This is a genomic window from Actinacidiphila sp. bgisy145 (assembly GCF_057708125.1).
Map to the genome: position 1 here is coordinate 95,970 of NZ_JBYIRL010000013.1, position 14,878 is coordinate 110,847.

A 14,878-nucleotide genomic window follows, 5' to 3' on the forward strand; every position below is an offset into this window, starting at 1 on the left:
AAGAAGCGGTCCTCGGAGGAGATGAAGGACATCCTCTGGCGTGCCGCCGACAAGCTGCGCGGCAGCTTGGACGCCGCCGCCTACAAGCACTTCGTGCTGGGCTTGGTCTTCCTCAAGTACGTGTCCGCGGCGATGACAGAGCGGCGGCGGCAACTGGAAGCTGAACTGCGCGCGGAGGACGGATGGGAGGAGGCCGGACTGCTCGCCACCCTGGAGGAGCGCCGTGAGTACACGGGCTCCGGCGTGTACTACGTGCCCCCGGCTGCCCGTTGGGAGAGCGTCGTGGACCTGGCACGGGGCGCGGGGGGCGAGGCCAGCATCGGCGAGGCGATCGACTCCGCGATGCGCGCGATCGAGGGCTATAATCCGGCCCTGCTCGGGACCCTCCCGAAGATCTACGGCGACAGCAGTGTGGACGGGCGGCGCCTGGCTGACCTCGTGGAACTACTCGACCGTGTGGTGTTCCAGGACCAGGTTGGTGGGCCCCGCGCCCCAGACGTTGTGGGCGAAGTCTACGAGTTCTTCCTCGCCCGGTTCGCCGCCTCCGAGGGACGCAGGGGGGGTGAGTTCTTCACTCCGGCCAGCGTCGTCCAACTGCTGGTGGAAGTCCTCGGCCCCCGGGAGGGCGAGCGGGTGTACGACCCGGCGTGCGGCGCCGGCGGCATGTTCGTCCAGACGGCGCACTCGGTCAGGACGCACGGCGGCGACCAGCTGAACGTGGCGTTCTACGGCCAGGAGGTGAACGCCACCACCTGGCGGTTGGCGCACATGAACCTGGCCGTACACGGGATCGAGGCCGGTCTCGGCGCCGGGCCAGCCGACGTCTTCCTCGACGACCGGCACCCAGACCTCAAGGCACAGGTCGCGCTGACCGCCCCGCCGTTCAACCTCGCCGACTGGGGCGGCGACTTCCTGGCGATGGACCGGCGCTGGGTCTACGGGACCCCGCCGGTCAGCAACGCGAACTACGCGTGGCTCCAGCACACAGCGAGCAAGCTCGCCCCGGGAGGGCGGGCGGGAGTGGTGCTCGCCAACGGGTCGATGAGTAGCCGGCAGTCCGGTGAGGGGGCCATCCGCCGAGCGATGGTCGAAGCGGACCTTGTGGCCTGCGTGATCGCACTACCGGGCCAGATGTTCCGCACCACCGCCATCCCGGCGTGCGTGTGGCTCCTCGCCGACGGTAAGGGGCGGGGCTCTGGCTGGGCGCGGGAACGCGGCGGCGAGGTGCTGTTCGTCGACGCCCGGGAGTTGGGATTCATGGCTGACCGTACCCTGCGGGAGTTGCGCGACGAGGAGATCGTCCGCATAGGCCACCTTGTCCGTGCCTGGCGCGGCGAGCCTGACGCGGGCATGTACGAGGACAAGCCGGGCTTCTGCGCGAGCGTGCCGATGTCGGTCATCGCCGAGCAGGACTTCGTCCTGACCCCCGGCCGGTACGTCGGCACGGCCGAGGCCGCGGCGGACCCGGACGCCGAGTCGCCGGAAGCGAGGGTCGCCCGGCTGACCGCCCTGCTGCGTGAGCAGTTCGCTGAGTCCGAGCGCCTGGCGAAGGCCGTCGAGGCGCAATTGCGGAGAGTGCCGTGACGGCCGTCCCCACGCGGCCCCTGAAGGACTTCGCTGTCCCGAACGGCCTCGTGGGCGGACCGCTCAGCTCCCGCCTCGGAAAGCGGCACTTTGTCCCGGAGGGGGTTCCGGTTGTCCGCGGCCAGAACCTGGCTGGCGGCGGATATTTTTCGTCGGCCGGTCTCGTCTTCGTCCCGGCAGCCCACGCGGACGGCACACTCGCCCGCCACCTCGCCATTCCGGGCGACCTCGTCCTCACCCAGCGAGGTACGTTCGGTCAGGTGGGAATTGTGCCCGCCGGAATCCATGACCGTTACGTCCTGTCACCGGCCCAGGCCCGGATACGGGTGGACCCGGACCGCGCGGACACCAGGTTCCTCTACTACTGCTTCCGGGACCCGGGCATGGTGTCGCTCCTGCATTCCCGTGCCGTCACTACGGGGGTTCCGCACGTCACCCCGGACATCCTCGGCGATCTCCCGGTTCCCGCCCTGCCGCTGCCGGAGCAGCGAGCCGTCGCCGATGTCCTCGGGGCGCTGGACGACAAGATCGCCGCGAACAAGCGCACGGCGGAAATCTGCATTGAGCTGGCCGGCGCCTCGTTCGGGGCGGTGCCAGCAGGCACCCCACAGCGGTTGGGCCAAGTCGCGGAACTACACGACGGGCCGCACGCCACGCCGGTGAAGACCGCATCCGGCCCGTGGTTCCTCAGCATCAGCAGCCTTGACGCCGGCCGCCTGGACCTGGCCTCCTCGGCCCATCTGTCCGAGGAGGACTTCGCCCGCTGGACTCGGCGCATCCAACCGCGGGCCGGCGACGTGCTTTTCTCGTACGAGACCCGGCTCGGCCACGCGGCGCTCATGCCTCCCGATGTCCGCGCGAGCCTGGGGCGCCGGATGGCACTCCTGCGGGCGAAGACGCCTGCGGTGGGCGGCGCGCTGCTCCTGCACGCCTACCTCAGCCCTGCGTTCCAGGACGAGATTGGCCGCCGTACCATCCACGGCGCCACTGTTGACCGGCTTCCGCTGGGGGACATGCCCCGCTGGCCGCTCCCCCTTCCGGCCGAGGGCCAGCGGGCCAGACTGTCCGTGAGGCTGGACGCCCTGCACGCGAGCGCAGCGCAGACCGAGGCCGAGAACCGTACCCTCGCGGCGCTGCGCGACACCCTGCTCCCCGGCCTGGTCTCCGGCCGACTGCGGGTCGGCGACGCAGCCCGCGCGGTGAGGGAGGCAGGATGACTGAGCGCGGCGCAGGCACCGCAGGACCGACTGAGCGAGAGCTGGAAGGGCACGCCCTCGAACTCCTCGGCGAGTGCGGCTGGCAGCCAGTCGACGGGGCCGAACTCGCGCCGTCCTCCGGGGAGCGGACCAACTGGGACGACCTGGTCCTGAGGCCGCGCCTGAGCGAGGCGATCGGGCGACGCTACCCACATCTACCCGAACGGTCCGTGGACGACGCGGTCACCCAACTGCTGGAGCAGGCCACTGGGAACGACCTTCGCGAGAGCCACCGATTCCACCAGCGGCTAGTCGGCGGCATCGGCGTCCTGTACCCGGACGCGGTAGGTGGCGGGAAACGGCACACGGTGGTCCGCCCAGTCGACTTCTCCGACCCGTATGCGAACGACCTGCTCGCCGCCCGTCAGGTGAAGGTCCGCAACGCCCAGGACCGCGTGGCCGTCTTCGACATCGTGCTGTACGTCAACGGCCTGCCCCTCGCGGCAATCGAGCTGAAGCAGGCCAGCGGCCGGGGCGGCGTCCGCGACGCGTACGACCAGATCCAGGGCTTCCGCCGCGATCTGAAGGAGACAGGCACGTTCGCGAACGTCCTGGTGACCGTCGTCTCCGACGGACCGACCGCCCGGATCGGCACTCCGTTCACTCCCTGGGACCACATGGCTCCCTGGCACGCCGATCCCGACGGAACGCTGCTGCCCCAGAATGAGAGGCAGGACGGGCGCGCCCTGGAGCGGATGTTGCTTGGTGCCTTCGAACCCGCCCGGCTCCTTGATCTCGTGGCCAACTTCCTGTCGTACTCCGCGCGCCGGACGGGCGAGGTGGACACCGTCACCCTCGCCAGGGCCCACCAGTTCTTCGCCGTCAACGCGGCGGTCCGCGCCACCGAGATCGCCGTCGCGACGGACGGCCGGGCCGGGGTCGTCCGGCACGCGCAGGGTGCTGGCCGGAGCCAGGAGATGCTGTTCTACGTCGGCAAGGCCGCGCGCGCGCCCGAACTGCCGCACCCGATGTTCGTAGTCCTCACCGACCGCGTCGACCTCGGCAACCGGCTCTACGCGGCCTTCACCGCCAACTGCACTCTTCCGACGGCAATCGCCGGAGGCGTCGAATGGGCCCAGGACAGCACGCAGCTGAGGCAGTTGCTGCGGCGCGACGCCCACAGCGGTGTCGTCTTCGCTACCGTGCAGAAGTTCCGCCTCACCCACGAGGAACGTGACGCGGGCGCCCGCCATCCGCTGGTGTCCGCACGCCGCGACATCATCGTCATGGTCGATGAAGCCCACCGCGGACAGAGCGCCCTGCACGCCCTCAACTTGCGCGAAGCGCTGCCGAATGCCACCTTCATCGCGTTTACCGGCACCCTGGCGGACGACCGGAACGGCCGCACGCACGCCGTGTTCGGCGACACCATCCACATCTACGATCTGGCGCAGGCGGTGGACGACGGCACGGCCGTGCCCGTCTTCTACGAGTCGCGCCTGATTCGGACGTTGCCCGACGACGTCGACCTTTGCTTCGACCCCGACCCCGACGTCGGCTCCGTGCCCGATGCCGCTGACTTGGCCGCTTCCTCCGCGCGGACGGAGGCCCTGGCCCGGGATATTCTCGCGCACTGGGACGTGCGGCGCGCCGAGATGGCCAAGCTCACCGGCCGGCCCGGTAAGGGCATGGTGGTGACCTCGTCACGGCTGGCGGCGGCGCGGTTGTTCGATGCCCTCGCGCGGCTGCGGCCGGAGTGGGCCGACGGCCGTGACCCCCGGACGGGGCTGCTGTCCGACACCGGCGGACGTATCCGGGCGGCCGTCACGGGCCACATCGGGGACCCCGTCGAGATTGCCGACCACGTCCACACCCCGGAGGGACTGAGGACGATCCAGCGCCGGATCGTGGACCCTAACGACGAACTAGAACTAGTCATCGTCCGGTCGCTGTGGCTGACCGGTTTCGACGTCCCGCCGCTACACACCCTCTACCTGGACCAGCGGATGCGCGGCCCAGCACTGCTGGAGGCCGTCACCCTGGTTAACCGCACGTGGGACGGCAAACCGTCCGGCCTAGTCGTGGACTACCAGGGCGTCGGTCCGCAACTCACCGAGGTGCTGGCCGACGCGACTTGGCAGGACAGGGACGGTGGTGCACCCATTACGGACGTCGCACACGCGGTTGACGCTGTGCGGGACAACCACCGGCGGTTGCTTGCCATCCTGGCTGGCTGTCCGTGGCGAGAGATCCGAGACGGCAGCGGCCCGGACACTTACCGGGAGGCCGTGACGGCAGTACTGGATCACCTCGTCGCCCCTGAGCCCGGCGCGCGGTCGGGAACGGCCCGGCGTGGCGATCGGTTCACGCGGCACGTAAATCTCATGCGCGGCGCGTTCTCGCTCTGTTCGACGGACGCCGGCGTGCGGGACCTGCTCCCGGACATCCGCTTCTTCGAAGCCGTGCGGACCATGTGGGAGAGGCTGGCCGCGTCTGCCGACGGCACCGGCGGCCCGGCCGAGCTTTACGACGCCGCTGGTCTGGCCGAAGTGGACCTCTCTCGCCAGGACGACGCCCTGCTGGACCGGCTGCGGGCGAGCCGCCGCCCGCACCTGGCCGTCGAGGCGCTGCGCCGTACGCTTGACAGGAACATCCAGCAGGCACAACCGGACAACATCGTCCGCCAGGAGGCCCTCACCGCGAGGACCCGGCAGGCCGTGGACCGCTACGCCAATGGCCTGGTGACGGCCGCCGAGGTCATGGCCTCCCTGGTCGCCCTGGCTCGCGAAGTGTCCGACGACCGTACGCGGGCGCAGCGGCTAGAACTGACCGAGGACGAACTGGCCTTCTACGACGCGCTCGTGGTCGACACGCTCGTGACCGACATGATGGGGTCGGCAGTCCTCGCCCGGCTTGCGTGCGAACTGTACGGCCAGATCAGGAGTGTCACCACGGTCGACTGGCGACTGAAGGACCACGCCCGGGACCGGGTCGTGGCCCGTGTGCTGCGGCTGCTGCGCAGGCACGGCTACCCGCCGGATCGGCTCCAGACGGCCGTCGAGCGGGTACTCAGACAGGCGGAGGAGCAAGCCGACGAGTGGATGTGATCCGCTGCTCCGGCCGGATGAGGGCGGGCCGCGTGCCCTCAGTCCTACCAAAGTGTCAGACGTGGCGATGCCGCGTCGAATTTCTGCGGATAACGCTGTTTGGTAAGGGGATCGACATCATCGGAAACGCAATTATGAGAGCCGTGAGCCTGGACGACATATACGCCGGCAAGTACAAAGCCATCTGCGGCTGAGGCCGACAAGGCGAGCCGGGTCAGACGGGTGTGAAGGTGATCCATGCGGATCACATTATGCGGCAGCAGCGCACCGCAGCTGGGGGAATCTCTCCTGCCACAGCGATTTCGCGCGTACGGGCAGCCACAGCGAGGGCCACCGGTGCAGCAGCAATCCTGCGTCAAGAAACCGCCGCAGTTCAGAGACGTTCATGGCTTCGCGGATGACAGCCTCGTAGAGGCAACGCCGGTCCTTGTCGATGCTGAGGTCGTAGCGGCGCTGCTGGGACCAGTCCAAGCTCAGGGGCAGATTAACGATTCCGCTCGTTGGTCCGGCCAGCTCGCTGAGCGACTTGGGAACCATGTACGGGCGAAGGTGCGCGTAGCGGGCCCCTGCATTCATAACGGCAGTATGCCCGGCTGTGTGGCGGGCCGCGACTGTGCGGACGAACCCCTGCTAGCCATCGCCAGAAGGGCAGCTCGTCGAGCGCGCTCGCAGCCAGATCATTTTGGTTCGTGGGTCTGGTCCTACTGGCACGTGGCCCCTGCGCCAGTCGTTCTATAGGTGGAACGGTGGTGGACGTCATGCGAGAGGTTGCAGGATCAGCTATGAGGCCACCTGCAGGGAGGAAGCGCAAAAGGAAGTCTGCCTCGGTCATGCATCGGAGCAGCAGGCCATCGGCGGGTGCATCGACGAGTGTGAGACGTGTTGCTGAAGACCTGGCGGCTGAGCTGGTGAGCGCCGTGAGGTGGGAAGCCGGGGCTGGCGTTCGCGGCGAGGCGGGCACTGGTGCCGTAGACGGCGGACCGTTCGCCGGCCGGAATTGGTATGACTTTGCACTTGAGTACTCGGATTGGCGCTGGCGGCAGACCGCTGCGAAGACGCGAAGCGAGGTCGGCGACGCACTGTGTGCCCTGACCGAGGCCATGGTGAAGGACTGGTCGCACGGGTCCGGGCGGGAACTGCTTCGGCGAGTTTGCGTAACGCGTTCGTTGTCCCGCGTCCCGAGGATCGGGAGGTGCCGGGCGACGAACGGGCTACGCTGCGTTGGGTTGCCGGAGCGACGCGGCCGGTAGGAGATCTGCTGGACATGGGCGTGATAAGGGACGTCATCACGTCCATGAGCGTGCGTCCCGACGGCTCTGTCGTACCCGCGGACACGCAGCGCCATCGTAAGAACACTCTGGTGAGCGTGATCGGGTATGCCTTCGACGCCACGAGGCTGCGTCCTGAGTTCCTCTGGCGGGCGCCACGGTCTGCCGAGGAGTTCGATCCGCGGAGAGTGATCAATCCGGGTCTAGCCCGTTCCCTGCTGGTCGCGCTTTCGTACGTGGGTCCGTACGGCCGTGCCCGGGGACGGCGGCTGGTCGGGTTCTTCGCGGGGATGTATTACGCGGGACTGCGTCCTGAGGAAGCTGTTGTCGTTAGGTATCAGGACTGTGAGTTGCCTTCGGACGGGTGGGGACGGCTCGTGGTGCACGAGGCGCGTCCGCAAACCACCAAGAAGTACACCGACAGCGGTCGCAGCCACGACGAGCGTGGGCTGAAGCGCCGCAAGCGCGGAGCAGTCCGGGTGGTTCCTCTCCCGCCGCAGTTGGTAGCTCTGTGGCGGGAAAGCTTCGACACGTTCGGCACGGCTGAGGACGGCAGGCTGTTCTTCACCGAACGCAAACGTATTCTCGGCTCCAGCGGGTACTGCAAAACCTGGCATGACGCACGCGTTCTGGCGTTGCCTCCTGACCTTGGTGGCTTCGCCACTGGCCAGACGACCCTACGACCTGCGCCACTCGGCACTCTCGACCTGGCTCAACGCAGGCGTCGATCCCACGGAGGTCGCCGAGCGGGCGGGCAACACCGTCGAGCCTGCTGCGCCAGTACGCGAAGTGCCTCTACGGGCGACAGACGGTCGCGAACAGCCGCATCGAGAAGCTGCTGGACGAGTATGAGTGATCCGTCCGTTGACCGCTGCTGCCCCCGACTGATGGCTCCCGACCCGTCGCCCCGACCGGAAGCGAAGAAGCCCGTGATCCCAGGCTAGACGCAGTCCCTAGGGCGAGCTCTCTTCCATGCGAAATGCCTGATCAGAGGAATGATCGCTGTTTCGGAGAAGGTGCAACGGCCCGGTGGACCGTGTGCCTAACGAGCTGTCAGTAGCGCGTGACACGGTACCTTCGCTGATCAGAGAGCTGCTGCCCAGGGCTGGCGGCGATCGCTGCTTGTGGCGGCCCATGGATGGCCTACGAGACCGGAGCACGGGGCCTTCAAGCACCTCAGCCGACATGGTTGCTGACAGAGAAACTGCAGGTCACGAGGCTGTGGTCGAGGCTCGTGGCCGAAACGGAAACGGCCCGGGCCTTGATGCGCATGTAGGCAAAATAAAAGCCCGTCAGGCTTGCGTTTCCGCAGGTCAACGGGCTTTTCAGGTGTGCCCCCGGCAGGATTCGAACCTGCGCACACGGCTCCGGAGGCCGTTGCTCTATCCCCTGAGCTACGGGGGCGACGGGAAGAACATTAGCAGGTTGGGGAGGGTGGGCGTGACGGGGTTTCGGGGTGGGGGCGGGAGGGCGGTCGGGGCCCGGGGGAGGGTTCACCCCTGGCGGGGAAGAAGTGGGCAAAACGCGGACGCGTCGCGAGGGGGCGCCTACGATTCCGGGTGTGGCGGGCGCGTCCGGCCGGGTGCTCGTTGTCGACGACAACAGGGTCATCCGGCAGCTGATCAGGGTCAACCTGGAGCTGGAGGGCTTCGAGGTGGTGACCGCGGCCGATGGTGCCGAGTGCCTGGAGATCGTGCATTCGGTGCAGCCGGACGTGGTGACCCTCGACGTGGTGATGCCCCGGCTCGACGGGGTACGGACGGCGGACCGGCTGCGGGCGGACCCGCGGACCCGCCAGGTGGGCATCGTGATGGTCAGCGCCGGCGGCCTCCCGGAGGCGGCCGGCGGCCCGGGCGGGGTCGACGCGTACCTGGCGAAGCCGTTCGAGCCCGCGGTGCTCGTGGAGACCGTACGCAGGCTGGTCCGGCGCGGCCCGCGCCCACCCGCCCCGCCGAAGGACCCGACCTCCCCCACGGACCCCGCCCCGCCGAAGGACCCCGAAACCGCACCCGCCCCGTGAGCCCCACCCCGTAAACCCGCTCGCCGCCCCACCCCCACCCTCGCCTACGCTCTTCCCGTGACCCCCGCCGAGCTGTCCCGCGCCGTCCTGACCACGGTGCGCCGTGCCGTCGACGCGGCCGAGCTGGCCGTGGCGGTCCCCGAGAAGGTGGTGGTGCAGCGCCCGCCCCGCCCCGGCTGCGGCGACTACGCCACGAACGTGGCACTCCAGCTCGCCGGCCCGGCCGGCCGCACCCCGCGGGAGGTCGCGGAGATCCTGCGCCGCCGCCTCACCCGCGAACCGGGCATCGCCGACGTGCAGATCGCCGGCGCCGGCTTCCTGAACATCACGCTCAGCTCGCGCGCGTACGATGTCGTGGTCCACCGGGTCCGCGAGCAGCGCGAGCGGTACGGGTACGGCGACGGCCTCGCCGACCTGCACGCCACCGTGGCCGCGGCCCCCGGCACCGTACGGGGCACGCTCGTCGCCGAAGTGGTGAACGGCTTGCTGCGGGCCGCGGGCGCCCACCCCGGCACCCCGCCCGAGCCCCTGGACGTGGCCGAACCGCCCACCGACGGCGCACCCACCCCCCTCACGTACGCCGCCCTCCAAACCCTCCTCGGCCCCGACGCCACCCGCTGGGCCCTGCTCCGCCCGCCCGCCGAGGACCCCCCGCGCCTGGACGCCGCCGCCCGCGCCGCCCTGCTCGCCCAGACCGAGGCCAACCCGCTCTTCCGCGTCCGCTACGCCCACGCCCGCACCCGCGCCCTCCTCCGCAACGCCCGCGACCTGGGCATGCCGTCCGACGGCCCGGCCCCGTACGACGACCCGTACGGTGAAGCGGACCCGTGTACGGTCGAAGGAAGCGGTACGAGCGGCACCTTCGTCGACGGCGACGGGTCCGCAACGGCGCCACCGGGCCCGCCCGGCCTGCCGCACCACCCCGCGGAGACCGAACTCCTCGGCCTGATCGCCGACTTCCCCCGCGTGGTGGAGAGCGCCGCCCGCCGCCGCGGCCCCGACCGGGTCGCCCGGCACCTGGAACGCCTCGCCGACGCGTTCGCCCGGTTCCACGACGAGTGCCCGGTCCTGCCGAAGGGCGACGAGAAACCCTCGGCCGTCCACGCGGCCCGACTCCGCCTCACCGACGCGGCGGGGATCGTGCTCGCGGACGGCCTGCGCCTGCTCGGCATCAGCGCCCCCGACCGCATCTGACTCCACCGCATCTGACCCCACCGGATCTGACCCCCGGCGGCCGGACCCACCCGGACCAGAGCCCACCCGAGCCGGACCCCACCCGAGCCGGACCCCACCCCACCAGAACAACCGCCCGGGCCCTGCCCCGCCCGGACCACGACCGCCCCGAGGAAGCCCCAAGTGAGCCGTTCCGCACACCCCGCCGGCCCCCGCCACGCCGATGTCCTGCCCGAAGGGCACTACGCCGGCCCGCCCGCCGACCTCAACGCCCTCGACCCGCGGATCTGGTCGCGCACCGTCACCCGCAACGGCGACGGCGCCGCGGAGATCGCCGGCCTGGACGTACGCGACCTCGCCGCCGAGTTCGGCACCCCCGCCTACTTCCTGGACGAGGCCGACTTCCGGGCCCGCTGCCGCGCCTGGCGCGCCGCCTTCGGGCACGAGGCCGACGTGTTCTACGCCGGGAAGGCGTTCCTGTCCCGGGCGGTGGTGCGGTGGCTGTACGAGGAGGGCATGAACCTCGACGTCTGCTCGGGCACCGAACTGGCGGTCGCCCTGGACGCCGGGATGCCCGCCGAGCGGATCGCGCTGCACGGCAACAACAAGAGCGCCGCCGAGATCGAGCGGGCGGTGCGCGAGGGCGTCGGCCGGATCGTGCTGGACTCCTTCCAGGAGATCGCCCGGGTCGCCGCCGAGGCCACCCGGCAGGGCCGCCGGCAGCGGGTGCAGATCCGGGTGACCGTCGGGGTCGAGGCGCACACCCACGAGTTCATCGCCACCGCGCACGAGGACCAGAAGTTCGGCATCGGCCTGGCCGACGGGCAGGCCGCCGAGGCCGTCCGCCGGGTGCTCCAGCTCGACAGCCTGGAGCTGGCCGGCATCCACAGCCACATCGGCTCGCAGATCTTCGACATGGCCGGGTTCGAGGTCGCCGCCCGCCGGGTGGTCTCGCTGCTCGCCGAGGTGCGCGACGAGCACGGCGTGGAACTGCCCGAGATCGACCTCGGCGGGGGCCTGGGCATCGCCTACACCCCGGAGGACGACCCGCGCGAGCCGCACGAGATCGCGAAGGCGCTCGGCGAGATCGTCGCCCGCGAGTGCGACGCGGCGCGGCTGACCCCGCCGCGGCTGTCCGTCGAGCCCGGGCGGGCGATCGTGGGCCCGACCGCCTTCACGCTGTACGAGGTGGGCACCGTCAAGCCGCTCGACGGCCTGCGGACGTACGTCAGTGTCGACGGCGGCATGTCCGACAACATCCGTACCGCGCTGTACGACGCCGAGTACAGCGTGGCGCTGGTCTCGCGGGCCAGCGACGCCGAGCCGATGCTGTCGCGGGTGGTCGGCAAGCACTGCGAGAGCGGCGACATCGTGGTCAAGGACGCGTTCCTGCCGGCCGACCTCGCGCCGGGGGACCTGCTGGCGGTGCCCGCGACGGGCGCGTACTGCCGGGCGATGGCCAGCAACTACAACCACGCGCTGCGGCCGCCGGTGGTCGCGGTCGCCGACGGCGAGGCCCGGGTGATCGTGCGGCGCGAGACGGAGGAGGACCTGCTCGCGCTCGACGTGGGCTGAGGCCCGCTTCCGCCGGTGGGCGGCGCCGCTTCCGGGACCGTTCACCGGCGGAGGGTTGCGCGTGCGGTTCGGCGCGCTCCCCGAATTCGTCCGGCTCCGCCCGCGCGGGGGCGGAAGATCTCATGGGGCGTACGGCGGGTCTCGCGATCCGGACAGGGCGTGGTTTCTCCCGTTCGGTGCGTGAGACTGGTCCTTTCAACGAGGTGCGGGCGCCTCCGCTACCCGCGCGAGCGGGCCGGCGGGGGCGGGGTCCGGCCCCGTTCGACGAGCCAGACACGTGTGACGAGAGACGAGGTCGGATGATGCGTACGCGTCCGCTGAAGGTGGCGCTGCTGGGGTGCGGTGTGGTCGGCTCCGAGGTCACGCGCATCATCACGACGCAGGCGGACGACCTCGCCGCGCGGATCGGGGCGCCGATCGAGCTGGCCGGGATCGCCGTCCGCCGCCCGAACAAGGTGCGCGCCGGGGTGCCCGCCGAGCTGCTGACCACCGACGCCACCGCGCTGGTCAAGCGCGGCGACATCGACGTGGTGGTGGAGGTGATCGGCGGCATCGAGCCGGTCCGCACCCTGATCACCACCGCGTTCGAGCACGGCGCCTCGGTGGTTTCGGCGAACAAGGCGCTGCTGGCCGCCGACGGCGCGAACCTGCACGCCAAGGCCGTCGAGCACGGCGTCGACCTGTACTACGAGGCCGCGGTGGCCGGGGCGATCCCGCTGATCCGGCCGCTGCGCGAGTCGCTGGCGGGGGACCGGGTCAACCGGGTGCTGGGCATCGTCAACGGCACCACCAACTTCATCCTCGACAAGATGGACTCCACCGGCGCCGGCTACAGCGAGGCGCTGGACGAGGCCACCGCGCTCGGCTACGCGGAGGCCGACCCGACCGCCGACGTGGAGGGCTTCGACGCCGCGGCGAAGGCGGCGATCCTGGCCGGGATCGCCTTCCACACCCGCGTCACCATCGACGACGTGCACCGCGAGGGCCTGACCGAGGTGACCGCCGCCGACATCGCCTCCGCGCGCAAGATGGGCTGCACGGTCAAGATGCTCGCGATCTGCGAGCGCAGCGCCGACGGCCGCTCGGTCACCGCCCGGGTGCACCCGGCGATGATCCCGCTCAGCCACCCCCTCGCCTCGGTCCGCGAGGCGTACAACGCCGTCTTCGTCGAGGCGGAGGCGGCCGGCCGGCTGATGTTCTACGGGCCCGGCGCGGGCGGCGCCCCCACCGCCTCCGCCGTCCTCGGCGACCTGGTGACGGCCTGCCGCAACAAGCTCGCGGCTACCATCGGAGCAGGCGAGTCCGCGTACACGCGGCTGCCGGTCAGCCCCATGGGCGATGTGGTCACCCGTTACCACATCAGCCTCGACGTGGCGGACAAACCGGGTGTCCTGGCTCAGGTCGCGACGGTGTTCGCCCGGCACGAAGTGTCCATCGGCACGGTGCGGCAGCAGGGCAGGAACCAAGGCAGCGGCGACGACGCCGCCGTCGAGCAGAGCAGTGGCGGGCAGCGCGCGGGCGGCGAGGCTTCGCTCGTCGTCGTCACCCACCGCGCGACCGACGCCGCGCTGTCGGCGACCGTCGCGGCTCTGCGGGAACTCGACACCGTACGCGGCGTGGCCAGCATCATGCGCGTTGAAGGGGAGTAGCACCGTTATGAACGTCAAGGTCGAGCAGCGCCGAATGTCCGGCACCCACCAGTGGCGGGGCATCATCGAGGAGTACCGCGACCGCCTGCCGGTGGGCGCGGACACGCCGGTGGTCTCGCTGCTGGAGGGCGGCACGCCGCTGGTGCCGGCCCAGGTGCTGTCCGAGCGCACCGGGTGCGACGTCCGGCTCAAGGTCGAGGGGGCCAACCCCACCGGGTCCTTCAAGGACCGCGGCATGACCATGGCGATCACCAAGGCGAAGGAGGCCGGCGCCCAGGCGGTCATCTGCGCCTCCACCGGCAACACCTCGGCGTCGGCGGCGGCGTACGCGGTCCGCGCCGGCATGGTCTGCGCGGTGCTGGTGCCGCAGGGCAAGATCGCGCTGGGCAAGATGGGCCAGGCGCTGGTGCACGGCAGCCGCATCCTCCAGGTCGACGGCAACTTCGACGACTGCCTGGACCTGGCCCGCGGCCTGAGCGAGAAGTACCCGGTCGCCCTGGTCAACTCGGTGAACCCGGTGCGGATCGAGGGGCAGAAGACCGCCGCGTTCGAGATCGTGGACGCGCTCGGCGACGCGCCCGACATCCACGTGCTGCCGGTGGGCAACGCGGGCAACATCACCGCGTACTGGAAGGGGTACCGCGAGTACGCCGCCGACGGCCTGGCCACCCGCACCCCGCGGATGTGGGGCTTCCAGGCGGCCGGCTCGGCGCCGATCGTCAACGGCGCGCCGGTGCGCGAGCCGCAGACCATCGCCACCGCCATCCGGATCGGCAACCCGGCGTCCTGGCAGTTCGCCGAGGCCGCCCGCGACGAGTCCGGCGGGCTCATCGAAGCGGTGACCGACCGTCAGATCCTGTCCGCCTACCGGCTGCTGGCCGGCCGCGAGGGCGTCTTCGTGGAGCCCGCCTCCGCCGCCTCCGTCGCCGGGCTGCTCAAGGCCGCCGACGAGGGGCGCGTCGACCCCGGCCAGCGCATCGTCTGCACGGTCACCGGCAACGGGCTCAAGGACCCGGACTGGGCCGTCGCCGGCGCCCCGCAGCCCATCACGGTCCCCGTCGACGCGGACGCCGCCGCCACGCAACTCGGCCTGGCCTGAACCCCTTGCGGAGGAGCGCGGGGAGCCGTGTGCTCCCCGCGCCCCTCCCGCGCACCCCTTTTCCCAGCAGCCACCCCCGTAAGGGGCGCACACCGCCGCGGCGACACGCATCACGCGCGGTCCGTGCGCCCTATGTCGCGGGGGAACCTTGTTTCGATAGGCTTACCCCAGCGGCGCAATCGCGCCCGGTTCCGGCTGATGCCGCCG

9 protein-coding genes and 1 tRNA gene are annotated in these 14,878 nt (G+C 70.8%); 8 read left to right on the forward strand and 2 right to left on the reverse strand.

Going from position 1 to position 14,878, the window contains the following annotated elements:
- Nucleotides 1-21: 21 nt before the first annotated feature.
- Genes AC3ERT_RS14305 through AC3ERT_RS14315 form a run of 3 tightly spaced genes read left to right on the forward strand, consistent with a single transcriptional unit; the run spans nt 22 to nt 5,887 of the window.
- On the forward strand, nt 22-1,584 hold the full coding sequence (locus AC3ERT_RS14305) for a type I restriction-modification system subunit M (protein ID WP_435174391.1): 1,563 nt from the start codon (nt 22-24) through the stop codon (nt 1,582-1,584).
- Nucleotides 1,581-2,801, forward strand: a complete 1,221-nt coding sequence (locus AC3ERT_RS14310; RefSeq protein WP_435174393.1) for a restriction endonuclease subunit S — start codon at nt 1,581-1,583, stop codon at nt 2,799-2,801. Before AC3ERT_RS14305 ends, AC3ERT_RS14310 begins: the two co-directional genes overlap by 4 nt.
- Complete coding sequence (locus tag AC3ERT_RS14315; RefSeq protein WP_435174396.1) at nt 2,798-5,887, forward strand: type I restriction endonuclease subunit R; 3,090 nt, start codon at nt 2,798-2,800, stop codon at nt 5,885-5,887. The genes AC3ERT_RS14310 and AC3ERT_RS14315 overlap by 4 nt, the downstream gene beginning before the upstream one ends.
- Before the next feature lie 249 nt (nt 5,888-6,136).
- Here AC3ERT_RS14315 and AC3ERT_RS14320 read toward each other — a convergent pair whose 3' ends face one another.
- Both AC3ERT_RS14320 and AC3ERT_RS14325 read right to left on the reverse strand, forming a co-directional pair.
- Complete coding sequence (locus AC3ERT_RS14320) at nt 6,137-6,463, reverse strand: hypothetical protein (protein WP_435174399.1); 327 nt, start codon at nt 6,461-6,463, stop codon at nt 6,137-6,139.
- 2,024 nt (nt 6,464-8,487) lie between these two features.
- Nucleotides 8,488-8,559, reverse strand: a tRNA-Arg gene (locus AC3ERT_RS14325).
- Nucleotides 8,560-8,716: 157 nt separating this feature from the next.
- Between AC3ERT_RS14325 and AC3ERT_RS14330 the strand changes: the two genes are divergently transcribed.
- From AC3ERT_RS14330 to thrC, 5 genes are all read left to right on the forward strand, one after another.
- Nucleotides 8,717-9,175: a response regulator gene (locus AC3ERT_RS14330; protein WP_435174402.1), complete on the forward strand. Its 459-nt coding sequence runs from the start codon at nt 8,717-8,719 to the stop codon at nt 9,173-9,175.
- Nucleotides 9,176-9,232: 57 nt separating this feature from the next.
- The gene (nrtL, locus tag AC3ERT_RS14335; RefSeq protein WP_435129115.1) at nt 9,233-10,369 is read left to right on the forward strand and encodes an ArgS-related anticodon-binding protein NrtL; all 1,137 of its coding nucleotides are present in this window, start codon (nt 9,233-9,235) and stop codon (nt 10,367-10,369) included.
- A 162-nt stretch (nt 10,370-10,531) separates the two neighbouring features.
- Nucleotides 10,532-11,923, forward strand: coding sequence for a diaminopimelate decarboxylase (gene lysA, locus AC3ERT_RS14340; protein ID WP_335974787.1), 1,392 nt, complete (start codon nt 10,532-10,534; stop codon nt 11,921-11,923).
- A 299-nt stretch (nt 11,924-12,222) separates the two neighbouring features.
- Entirely contained in the window at nt 12,223-13,572 is a 1,350-nt protein-coding gene (locus AC3ERT_RS14345) for a homoserine dehydrogenase (RefSeq protein ID WP_335974783.1), read from the forward strand.
- Nucleotides 13,573-13,606: 34 nt separating this feature from the next.
- On the forward strand, nt 13,607-14,671 hold the full coding sequence (thrC, locus tag AC3ERT_RS14350; protein WP_335975255.1) for a threonine synthase: 1,065 nt from the start codon (nt 13,607-13,609) through the stop codon (nt 14,669-14,671).
- The last annotated feature ends 207 nt before the right edge of the window (nt 14,672-14,878 follow it).

Coding starts and splice junctions, on each gene's coding strand:
- AC3ERT_RS14305 (WP_435174391.1), top strand. CDS start 22: ATGAAGGACATCCTCTGGCGTGCCGCCGACAAGCTGCGCGGCAGCTTG.
- AC3ERT_RS14315 (WP_435174396.1), top strand. CDS start 2,798: ATGACTGAGCGCGGCGCAGGCACCGCAGGACCGACTGAGCGAGAGCTG.
- AC3ERT_RS14345 (WP_335974783.1), top strand. CDS start 12,223: ATGATGCGTACGCGTCCGCTGAAGGTGGCGCTGCTGGGGTGCGGTGTG.
- AC3ERT_RS14320 (WP_435174399.1), bottom strand. CDS start 6,463: ATGAATGCAGGGGCCCGCTACGCGCACCTTCGCCCGTACATGGTTCCC.
- thrC (WP_335975255.1), top strand. CDS start 13,607: ATGTCCGGCACCCACCAGTGGCGGGGCATCATCGAGGAGTACCGCGAC.